Annotated in this window: 8 protein-coding genes; all 8 read right to left on the reverse strand. The window is 70.5% G+C overall.

The window, feature by feature from the left end:
• Positions 1–372 precede the first annotated feature (372 nt).
• Positions 373–1,332 (reverse strand): alpha/beta fold hydrolase, encoded by a 960-nt coding sequence (locus tag ABZV91_RS30995; RefSeq protein WP_355249289.1) that lies wholly within the window; start codon positions 1,330–1,332, stop codon positions 373–375.
• A 128-nt stretch (positions 1,333–1,460) separates the two neighbouring features.
• Positions 1,461–2,123, reverse strand: coding sequence for a PadR family transcriptional regulator (locus tag ABZV91_RS31000; protein WP_355249291.1), 663 nt, complete (start codon positions 2,121–2,123; stop codon positions 1,461–1,463).
• Between the two features lie 553 nt (positions 2,124–2,676).
• On the reverse strand, positions 2,677–5,358 hold the full coding sequence (locus ABZV91_RS31005) for a primosomal protein N' (protein WP_355249292.1): 2,682 nt from the start codon (positions 5,356–5,358) through the stop codon (positions 2,677–2,679).
• Between the two features lie 131 nt (positions 5,359–5,489).
• Complete coding sequence (gene metK / locus ABZV91_RS31010) at positions 5,490–6,701, reverse strand: methionine adenosyltransferase (RefSeq protein WP_355249290.1); 1,212 nt, start codon at positions 6,699–6,701, stop codon at positions 5,490–5,492.
• A 263-nt stretch (positions 6,702–6,964) separates the two neighbouring features.
• On the reverse strand, positions 6,965–8,185 hold the full coding sequence (gene coaBC, locus ABZV91_RS31015; protein WP_039825549.1) for a bifunctional phosphopantothenoylcysteine decarboxylase/phosphopantothenate--cysteine ligase CoaBC: 1,221 nt from the start codon (positions 8,183–8,185) through the stop codon (positions 6,965–6,967).
• Between the two features lie 40 nt (positions 8,186–8,225).
• Complete coding sequence (gene rpoZ / locus ABZV91_RS31020; RefSeq protein ID WP_030521475.1) at positions 8,226–8,504, reverse strand: DNA-directed RNA polymerase subunit omega; 279 nt, start codon at positions 8,502–8,504, stop codon at positions 8,226–8,228.
• 62 nt (positions 8,505–8,566) lie between these two features.
• Positions 8,567–9,139: a guanylate kinase gene (gene gmk / locus ABZV91_RS31025; RefSeq protein WP_063126823.1), complete on the reverse strand. Its 573-nt coding sequence runs from the start codon at positions 9,137–9,139 to the stop codon at positions 8,567–8,569.
• Between the two features lie 20 nt (positions 9,140–9,159).
• Entirely contained in the window at positions 9,160–9,480 is a 321-nt protein-coding gene (gene mihF, locus ABZV91_RS31030) for an integration host factor, actinobacterial type (protein ID WP_039825551.1), read from the reverse strand.
• Positions 9,481–10,115: the final 635 nt, after the last annotated feature.

The following is a 10,115-nucleotide window of genomic DNA, read 5'->3' on the forward strand; positions in this document are numbered from 1 at the left end:
GACAACACCTCCACCGGCAGCATCGCCGTCGGCGACCAGACGATCAAACCGACACTCGGATTACAACCGCAACCTATCTGGACGAGGCACTAGGTAGCCCGCCACGGCCGTGCTCAGGGCGTCCGCGCGTACCTTCCGCTCACGCCGGGTGGCCGGCCCACGCGTCGGATCGGGCGTGCGCGAGGTGCGGCCGGCCGGGGACCGTCGATCATCGAGCACCTACAGCGCCATGGACCCGCTCCGGCCGATCGAGACAGCGCCATGGACCCACTCGGGCCGGTCGAGGCGCCGCGCATACCTCGCGTCCACTCCCGACGGTCGGCTCCGGCGGCCGGAGCCATGGGCCCCGCCCCACAGCCCCGTCGACCGGCATCAGATGTTTCCGCCGATGATCACCTGGGGGATGCCGGTACCCAGCGGTACGGGTACACATACCGGTTCGGGGGCGTGTGCCGGGTCGAGGGTCTCGAACAGCAACTGGAACACATACGGGTCGTAGACCATGTGGAAATGGCCGGTGAGATCGACCGGGCAACGGTCCTGCAGGACGATGTTGTGTGCGCCCGGGCCGCGCAGCGCGATGTTGCCGAAGGGCTGGATCACTTCGTCGACCCGGCTGCCGACCGTGGTGTAGCGCACCCCCGGCACGGTATCGCCGCCCTCGTTGAGTTCCCGCATGAACGGCGAATCCTGCACCTGCTGGACCGCCGCTACGGAGACCACCCGGGTCGCCAGGTCCATCGCGCCCGGGAGCTGCTCGGCGATCGGGACCAGGCCGTACAGCACCCCGCCGTAGGTGGGTGAGGCCAGGCCGACCCAGTTACCGACGACGGGCGCGCCACCGAGTTTGTTGATGTAGTAGCGGGTCACATTGGCGCCCTGGGAGAAACCGACGAGATCGACCTGCCGGGCTCCTGTCGCGGCGCGGACCTCGTCGACGAACTGGGCGATCTGGTAGGCGCTGAGCACGATGTCCTCGGTGCCGTAGGTACCGGCACCCGGCTTACCGCCGTAGTTCAGCGCGAAGACACAGAATCCGTGGTCCGCGAGCTGCGGCCCGATGACCGACCAGTCCGTGTAGGCGCTCGCGTCGGTGCCGTGCGCGAGGATCACCGGTCGCGGATGGGCCGCGTCCGGGACACATCCGAAATCGTTGGTACCGCGGGGCGCCGCGTCCGGATGGGACTTCATATAGAGCACCGCCCCCAGCTGGTCGGGTTGCGGTGGCGCCTGGTCCGTGGGGATCGACGCGGGAAGGTAACCGGCCGGCTGGGCGGTGCTCTCCACCGTGGGGAGGAGCACCGACCCAGCCAGTGCGACAGCCACGGTCATCGTCCGCAGGACACGCCTGCCGATTTGTGAACCGTCCCGCCCCATCGGCCATCGAAATTGTTTCACACCACAATCTTCTCCCCTGCCGGCTCGGCGGAAAACCGGAGCCGGAGGTTTTGATCACCCCGTTACTTTCCGGAGTCCTCGTCTCCGGCGAGGATGCGGTACAACGCTTTCCGCGCCTCCGTGAGCACGTCGGCCGCCTTGGCCGCCTGCTCCGGTGTGCCCGCAGCCGCCACCTGCGCCACCGCGCCCATCAGCGGACCGATCAGCGCCCGCAGATCGCTGGTGTGCGCGCCGACCCCTTCCTTGACCTCGGCCCACGGGTCGCCGAGCTCTGCCCGGTTCTCCGCGACATGGCTCGTACCCGTCTCGGTCAGTTGGGCGGTCTTACGGCCGGCCACCTTCTCGATGGTGATCAGACCCTCGTCCTCCAGCTGGGACAGTGCCGGGTAGATGGAGCCCGGACTGGGGCGCCAGAGGTCGTCACTGCGTTCGCGAATCTGCTGGATCAGCTCGTAGCCGTGCATGGGCCGCTCGGCGAGCAGCAGCAGGATGGCCGCCCGTACGTCACCGCGCCGCCCCCGGCCACCCCGGCCGCGCCCACGCCCGAATCCTGGGCCGAAACCGGGACCGAACCCGGGTCCGAACCCGGAACCGAAGTCCCCGCCGAACCCCGGACCGAATCCGGGCGGGCCACCGTGCCGGAACGGCCCGCCGGGACCGAAACCACCCGGCCGGGGCCCACGCCCACGACGCCCGCGGCCTTTGCGAAATTCTGCGTTCTCGATGCTTTCCATAGCAGCCTCCTGAGCCACTCGATCGGTTTGTATAGCATCGACGATATATCGACAATCTATCCAACGCAACCCCTTGGGGATTGATTCCCTGATTGTCACGAGACCCCGGACGGCGCGGCCGACCGGTTCGAGGCGAGGCCGGGATCCGGGCCGCGCCGGGGGACTCGACCGCGTCGGCGAATGGGATGTGTCGGTAAACCCCGAGGTGTGCCGCGGCGGCCCTTGGCACTTGGTCGCCGGTATCGGCCACCGTAGAGCCGAGACACCGGGCGATGACAGCGGGCGATGACAGCGGCGGCCGTGGGCGAGTCGCAGGCCGGGCCGAACGCGCCGAACGCGAACCGCCGTGCCGGGCGAGTCGCTGCCCGGAAGGACACCCGGCGATGCCGACGGAAGCCGGCGCACAGGGTCCGGCCGAGGAGACCGATCCGGTTGCGGGGCCGAGGAGCCGGCCGCGCTGCCGCTTCCGGGTATCGTCGCTGTCCCGCGGGTCTCGCCCGACACGAGGCGGCAGCCTGTCCTCACGGTATGCCGCCCGGGCGGGTCAGCCGATTTCCAGCGGGTCTATCTGGATCCGGGGCAACGTTTCCGTCCGCTGACTGCTCCGGACCGCCTGGGCGGCCGTGAGCGCCCGCGTCAGCGCCGCGCCACGTGCCCGCGGCGTACGCAGGAGGACCCGTTCGACCTCCAGGTCGTCGCCGTCACCGCGGGCACCGGAGGGCAACCGCGCGGCGGCCGGTAACGGCACCGGGCCCAGTATCTCCACCTCCGCCGGGAGTTCGGCGGCCGCGAGCAGACCGGCGATTCCGTCCGGAGTACCGTCGACCGCCGCCATCCGCACCGCCGGCGGAAAACCGACCTCGGTCCGCTGCGCCAATTCGGCGGCCGCGTGACCGGCCGGGTCCCAGCGCAACAGCGCCTGCACAGTGGGCACGGCCGGATCGGCCATCACCAGCACCTCACCGTCGGACCGCACCAGGGCCGCCGCGCTCAGCCAACGGCGCAACGCGTCCTCGGCGGCGCGCAGATCGGCGCGGCCGAGCAGCGCCCAGCCGTCCAGCAGCAGCCCTACCCCGTAACCACCGGCGAGCGACGGTTCGGCCCCGACAGTGGCCACCACGACCTGGGGCCCGGGCGGCACCGTGTCCAGTACCGCCGCGCCGCTGGACCCGCGGATCGGCACCCCGGGAAACGCCCTGCCGAGTTCCTCGGCGGTCCGCGCCGCGCCGATGACCACGGCGCGTAAGACCCGGCCCCCACAGGCCGGGCAGCGGAACGCCGCCTCGGTGCGCCCGCACCAGCGGCAGACCGGACTGTGCGCCGCCCCCGGGTCACCGGCGGACCGCTCCGACCCGGGCAACGACAGCGGTCCCACACAGCGGCGGCACCGGGCGGGATTGCGGCATTTCGTACAGGCGAGCGCCGGAACGTACCCGCGGCGCGGCACCTGTACCAGCACGCCGGACCCCACGGCCAGCGCCTTGCGGGCCGCGGCGAAGGCGGCGGCCGGGATCCGGATCGCACGTGCCATCGGATCACGTTCGAGCGCGGCGTCGCTGTCCCCCGGGGCGCTGATCCGCGGCGCGGCGGCCCGTACGGTCGCCCGGTCGGCGAGCAGGTCGTGGGCCCATCCCGTTTCCACGACGGCCTGTATCTCGGCGGTGCGGGCGAACCCGGCCGCTACGAAGGCGGCGCTGGTATCGTGGGCGCGCAGCATCGCGACCTCCCGCGCGTGGGGGTAGGGGGCGCGGGGTTCGGCGTAGGTGTCGTCACCGTCGTCCCAGATCGCGACCAGCCCCAGATCCACGGCGGGCGCGAAAACCGCGCTGCGGGTGCCCACCACCACGCGCGCGGTGCCCCGGAGGACGGCCAGCCACCGCCGGTACCTGGCCGCCGGCCCCAGCCCTGCCGACAGTCCGACGGCCGCATCACCCACCAGCCGTTCGCATTCGCGCAACACCCGATCGAGATCGCGCTGATCGGGGACCATCAGGATCGCACTGCGACCGTCCGCGACCACCACCGCCGCGAGCTCGGCCAATCGCCGCGCCCAGTCCTCTCCCGGTAGGGCCTGCCACGCCGCCCGCGGACCCCGGCGGGACGCGAGTGCGGTCACGAAGGCGTCCCCGTGCCGGTACCGGCGCCAGCCGCCGAGGTCCACTCCCGGGCTCGGCGCCGCGCGACCTGCCGCATCCGAGTGGTCCGCCGCCCGCGGCCCGGCGCCGGCGGTATCCGGGTCGTGAACCGGCGAACCGCCGGGCTCTCCCGATGCCGCCGCGGCGCCGGGCGCCTCGACCACACGCAACGGCACCGCCGCATCGCCGGAACCGCCCGTCCGACCGACCCGAGGCGGCCCACTCACCTCGGTGGACGTACCCGCGTCGTGGCCGGCGCTCCTTCCGTGGACCGTGCCCGGCCCGATATCCACACCCGAGCCAGCGACACGCGCTCCGACGCCCGCACCCGATCCGACGCCCGGCCTCGTCCCGGCGTCCGCACGGGTTCGAGCGTCCGTGTCCGGCCCCATCTCGGTATCCGGCCCAGCCTCCGTGCCCGGCCCCATCTCCGTCTCCGGCCCAGGCTCCACACCCGGCCCGATCGCCGCACCCGACCCCGCATCCACACCCGGCCCGAAGTCCCTACCCGGCCCGGTGTCTGCCCCCGACCCGATGTTCACTCCCGACCCCGCGCCGACACGCACACCGGCGTCCGCACCCGGCCCCATCCCGGCCTCCGCCTGCGTCCGAGCGTCCGTACCCGGCCCGTTGTTCCCGCCCGGCCGCGCCTCCGGGTCCGTCCCCGCGGTCCCGGACGCCGCCGCACCGGTTGTAGCCACCGTCGGGCCGTCCGCGTCCGCGCTCTTCTTCGCCGGTCCCCCGTTCTCCACCCGCGCATGCCGCGGCGGGATCGCCAGCCGCAGCACATCGGCACGGGTGCCGGCGCACCGCGTCGCCACGGTCGTCGCGAGGCGCAGTATTTCCGGGGTGAGCACCTGTTCGGCGGACACCACCCGCTCCAGCCGGACCAGTTTGCCCGGATGGTCTGATTCGGCGTGCCGGGACAGCAGGTAACCGTCCACCAACCGCCCCGCGAACCGGACCCGCACGCGGACACCCGGACGGGCCGTATCGTCGAGCTCCGGGGGCACCAGATAGTCGAAATCGCGGTCCAGGTGCGCGGGAGTGAGCAGCGGCAGCACCCGGGCGATCGGGTTCTCGACCGGCACCGGGTCCGGAGTGGCGGCCTTCTTCGCCCGAGCGCCCCGGCGGCGCGGCGGCCCCGACTCGGCCGACACCCCCACCGACGCGGGGTCGGCGGGGGTGTCGGTGGGCGGTCGATCCACGCGGGACGTGGGACTTACAGTCCGGCGGCGGCGCGCAGCTTGTCCGCGCGGTCGGTGCGCTCCCAGGGCAGATCGATATCGGTGCGGCCGAAATGGCCGTAGGCGGCGGTCGGCGCGTAGATCGGGCGCAGCAGGTCCAGGTCGCGGATGATCGCGCCCGGGCGCAGATCGAACACCTCGGTGATCGCCGACGAGATCTGGGCCGGATCGACCCTCTCGGTGCCGAAGGTCTCCACGAACAGCCCGACCGGCGCCGATTTGCCGATCGCGTACGCCACCTGCACCTCGACCCGGTCCGCCAGACCGGCGGCGACCACGTTCTTGGCGACCCAGCGCATGGCGTAGGCGGCCGAGCGGTCGACCTTCGAGGGGTCCTTGCCGGAGAACGCGCCGCCACCGTGCCGGGCCATACCGCCGTAGGTGTCGACGATGATCTTGCGACCGGTCAGTCCGGCATCACCCATCGGACCGCCGAGCACGAACTTGCCGGTGGGGTTCACCAGCAGGCGGATATCGGAGATGTCCAGATCGGGGATCGCGATATCGGCCAGTACCGCGTCGACGACCTTCTCGCGGATGTCGGGGGTCAGCAGATTGTCCAGATCGATATCGGCCGCGTGCTGAGTGGATACGACCACGGTGTCCAGCCGGACCGCCTTGTCACCGTCGTATTCGATGGTGACCTGGGTTTTGCCGTCGGGGCGCAGATACGGCAGCACCCCGGTCTTGCGGACCTCGGTGAGCTTGCGCGAGAGGCGGTGGGCCAGCGCGATCGGCAGCGGCATGAGCTCGGGAGTGTCGGTATTGGCGTAACCGAACATCAGGCCCTGGTCGCCGGCGCCCTGCTGTTCGATCTCGTCGTCGGAGCCGCCGACCCGCACCTCGTGCGAGGTGTCGACACCCTGGGCGATATCGGGCGACTGCGCGCCGATCGCGATGTTGACCCCGCAGGAGTTCCCGTCGAACCCCTTCGCCGAGGAGTCGTATCCGATCTCGAGGATCTTCTCCCGGACGATATGCGGGATATCCGCGTAGGCCTCGGTGGTGACCTCTCCGGCCACGTGGACCTGGCCGGTGGTCACCATGGTTTCCACGGCGACCCGGCTGCGGGGGTCCTGCGCCAGAAGTGAGTCGAGGATGGAATCGCTGATGGCGTCACAGATCTTGTCCGGATGACCCTCGGTCACGGACTCACTGGTGAATAGCCGGCTTCCGGACGTGCGCACAGTTTCCCTCTTCCTCAACGGTTACTCGTGTCCGGAGGGACCGTAGCGCACGGCTCCGGTCACGCCCCTGGACTTCAGACTATTAGAACGGGCGGCGTAATTGGGGTTTCGGACACCAACCTGGACGGGCTTCCGATCGTGCGTGACCGCACGCCCCCGAGCGGGCTGGATGGTATCGCGTCCGCACCCTCGACGGGTGTCTCTCGCGTCCGGCACGGCCGTGGCCGACGAAGTGGAACCCGCGGTTCGGCGGGTTTCGTGACTCAGCTCAGCAGCGGACCCAGCGCGTCGAGGACGCGACTGGCCAGCAGCGCCTTCGAGCCGTGGTCGAGCGCCTGTTCACTGCCGTCCGCGCGCAGCAGCCAGCCGTCGTTGGTGTCGACCTCGAACGCCTTACCGTCGCCCACCGCGTTCACCACCAGCAGATCGCAGCCCTTCCGCGCCAGTTTGGCGCGCGCGTGGGTGATCACATCGCCGTCCGCGTCGCCGGTCTCGGCGGCGAATCCGACGATGGCCGTTCCGGGCAACCGGCCCTCCCGACGCTCCTGGACCAGACCGGCGAGGATGTCCTCGTTCTTGGCCAGGGCGATGGTGTCGGGCTCGTCCTTGCCCTTCTTGATCTTGGCGGCGGCCACCGTGGCGGGCCGGAAATCGGCGACCGCGGCGGCCATGATCACCGCGTCCGCGCCGACCGCGTGCTTGTCGACCGCGGTTTTGAGCTGCTCGGCCGTGGTGATGTGGACGAGCTCGACCGCGGCCGGCGGCGCCATCTCGATGGTGTTGCCGGCGATGAGCGTGACCTGGGCACCACGCTGGGCGGCGACCCTGGCGAGCGCGTAGCCCTGCTTACCCGAGCTGCGGTTGCCGAGGAAACGAACCGGATCCAGCGGCTCCCGGGTGCCGCCCGCGGTGATCACCACGCGCCGGCCCACCAGGTCCCGCGGAATCGCGTCGGCGCGTTCGAGCAGCAGCGACGCGAGACCGAAGATCTCCTCGGGTTCGGGAAGCCGGCCCGGACCGGTATCGGTACCGGTGAGCCGGCCGGACGCGGGCTCCATCACGGTGGCGCCGTGCGCGCGCAGAGCCGCCACATTCGCGACCGTCGCCGCGTGCTCCCACATCTCGGTGTGCATGGCGGGCGCGAACAGCACGGGACATCGGGCCGTGAGCAGGGTCGCGGTGAGCAGATCGTCGGCGCGGCCGTGCGCGGCCCGCGCCATGAGGTCCGCGGTGGCGGGCGCGATGACGACGAGTTCCGCCTCCTGGCCCAGCCGCACATGCGGGACCTCCGGCACATCCGAGAAGACCCCGGTGTGCACGGGATGGCCGGACAGCGCCTCGAAGGTCGCCGTGCCCACGAACTGCAGTGCCGCCTCGGTGGGGATCACCCGGACGGTATGGCCGGTCTCGGTGAACCGCCGCACCAGCGCGCACGCCTTGTACGCGGCGATTCCGCCGCCCACCCCGACAACTACCCGCGCCATAGCGCGCCTCCTGCCCTATCGGCCCATCACCGGCCGGCGGTCATTCGCCTTCGGTGTGTTCGAGCAGATCGCTGTGGATTTCCCGCATCGCCACCGAGAGCGGCTTCTCCTGCGGCAGCGGCTCCACCAGCGGGCCGACGTACTCGAGGATGCCGTCACCCAGCTGGTTGTAGTAGTCGTTGATCTGACGGGCCCGTTTGGCCGCGTAGATCACCAGGCTGTACTTGGACGAGGTGCGGTCGAGCAGCTCGTCGATCGGCGGATTGGTGAGGCCGACCGGGGTGTCGTAGGCGGGCGTAGCGGTATCCGTACTGCTCACTGAGGAAGCTCCTGCGGGGTCGGTGGCTCGGCTGCGCGGCGGATCTGCGACCGCGCAACTGGCTACGAATTGGAATTCGTGCTGACGAACAACGATACCAACTGCGCGCAGGCGCTGGTCACGGTGTCGTTCACGATCACAGTGTCGAACTCGTCACGTGCGGCCAGTTCCACCCGCGCCGTCGCCAGGCGGCGTTCGATGACCTCCGGCGATTCGGTGCCGCGGCTGCGCAGCCGGTCCACCAGTTCCTCCCAGCTGGGCGGCGCGAGGAACACCAGCACGGCTTCCGGCATCACCCGCCGGATCGACCGCGCTCCTTCGAGGTCGACCTCGATGAGTACCGGCAGCCCCTCCGCCAGAGCGGCGCGCACCGGCGCGGCCGGCGTACCGGACCGCTGTAGTCCACCGTGGATATCCGCCCATTCGAGCAGATCGCCGGAGGAGATCATCGCGTCGAACTCGGCCCGGCTGACGAACCGGTAGTCGCGACCGTCGACTTCACCGGGACGCGGGTCCCGTGTCGTCGCCGAGACGCTGAAAACCAGTTCCGGCAGCCGTTCGCGGACACATCGCACCACGGTGGACTTGCCCACGGCCGAGGGGCCGACCAGTACAACCAGCCGACCCTTCGTCATGTTCTCGATCACCGAGGGTGTCAGGCGCCGAGATCGAATTTGGCGAGCAGCGCCTTGCGCTGCCGGTCACCGAGACCGCGCAGCCGGCGGGTCGGCGCGATCTCGAGCTCGTTCATGATCTCCTCGGCCTTCACCTTGCCGACCTTGGGCAGGGCTTCCAGCAGTGCGCGCACCTTCATCTTGCCGATGATCTCATTGGTCTCGGCCTGACCGAGGACCTCTTTCAGATCGGTGCCGCCGCGCTTCAGGCGATCCTTGAGCTCTGCCCGCTCACGGCGAGCGGCAGCCGCCTTCTCCAGAGCAGCGGCGCGCTGCTCATCAGTCAGCTGGGGAAGGGCCACGGTTCCTCCGTCTCATCATTCCTGCATCAAAACCTGCCGAACTACCCGGCAGTCTCAGCGACCGTACCCACGACGCCCCCGGATTGCGAACCCACCCCCCAGGTCAGGGCATGAATCGGACCCGGTATCGCCCCCTTGCCGACCCGCCCGCATCCCGGCTTGCCGTAACTGCGACCTGCACCCCCCTACCCACGAAACAGCCTGCCATCAGCGACTTTTCGAGCCCCGACGGGAGTTGCGGCGCGATAACCACACTTCGGATCGGCCTGCCGGCTACCGCCCGGCCGCCCTACCAGGAATTTTCTGGGAAATTTTCGCCCGAGCCCCTGCTGAGCGAGCGCAAGCGCGTCCGGCAACAAGAAACCGGATCCCCCGAACCCTCCGAATCGACCACCGAGGCGCCCGTATCGTCCGAATATGTACAGCGTACAGCGCCCGGCCGGATGGCTGCATGCGAGCGCTCGGCAGTCCCCGCGACAGCCAGATTCCCCGCCCTCCGGCGTTGCGCCCACACCTCTCCGAGCCTCGAATGCCGCCGCCACCCCGCTGCGTCGAGTCTTACGAGACACCTGAAAGGGTTGAGGCCCGTCTCGCCGTTTCGGCCTCGAAGCGCCGCGCGAAGCGCAAGTCTCGAG

The sequence above is a fragment of the Nocardia sp. NPDC004568 genome (assembly GCF_040609955.1).
Taxonomy (GTDB): Bacteria; Actinomycetota; Actinomycetes; order Mycobacteriales; family Mycobacteriaceae; genus Nocardia.